The sequence below is a fragment of the Micromonospora maritima genome, from assembly GCF_902825405.1.
Taxonomy (GTDB): domain Bacteria; phylum Actinomycetota; class Actinomycetes; order Mycobacteriales; family Micromonosporaceae; genus Micromonospora; species Micromonospora maritima.
The window spans coordinates 1-619 of the sequence record NZ_CADEAU010000972.1; the positions used below are offsets into that span (position 1 = coordinate 1).

A 619-nucleotide genomic window follows, 5' to 3' on the forward strand; every position below is an offset into this window, starting at 1 on the left:
CTTTGTGCGCCTGACGGTGCCCACACCCGTCCCCCGGGTGTGTCGACCCCCGAATGGAGCCCCCCTGATGAACACGATTCTGCGTAAGAGCGTCCTGGGTGTTGCTGGTCTGGCCTTCACCGGTGGCGTGTTCGCCGGTCCGGTCGCCGCCCACGCCGACACCCCCGCGCACGCCGGTAAGCCGGTGGCGGCTGTCGCGAGTGTGCAGGGTGAGCAGTCGACCATCACCCTGAACGACGAGCAGCTGGCGAACGCGAAGGCGATCATCGCCGCGACGAAGAAGGCCGGTCTGCCGGAGCGGGCCGCGGTGATCTCGATCGCCACCGCGCTGCAGGAGTCGAAGCTGGAGAACCTGGGCCACCTCGGCGACCGCAACGACCACGACTCGCTGGGCCTGTTCCAGCAGCGCCCCTCCTCGGGTTGGGGTACGCCGGAGCAGATCACCGACCCTGAGTACTCGACCCTGGCGTTCCTCAAGGGCCTGAAGCAGGTCGACGGCTGGGACACCATGCCGCTGACCGAGGCCGCGCAGACCGTGCAGGTCTCCGCCTACCCCGACGCCTACGCCCAGTGGGAGAAGCAGGCCACCGACATCGTGGCCCAGCACTGGACCAAGTAA

General features: G+C 68.3%; 1 protein-coding gene. It reads left to right on the forward strand.

Annotated features, from left to right (window positions below; genetic code table 11):
- Positions 1–67 precede the first annotated feature (67 nt).
- On the forward strand, positions 68–619 hold the full coding sequence (locus HUW36_RS33900) for a hypothetical protein (RefSeq protein WP_174531706.1): 552 nt from the start codon (positions 68–70) through the stop codon (positions 617–619).

What these genes read in the sequence shown, in the direction of transcription:
- HUW36_RS33900 (WP_174531706.1), top strand. Translation starts at nt 68, where the DNA reads ATGAACACGATTCTGCGTAAGAGCGTCCTGGGTGTTGCTGGTCTGGCC.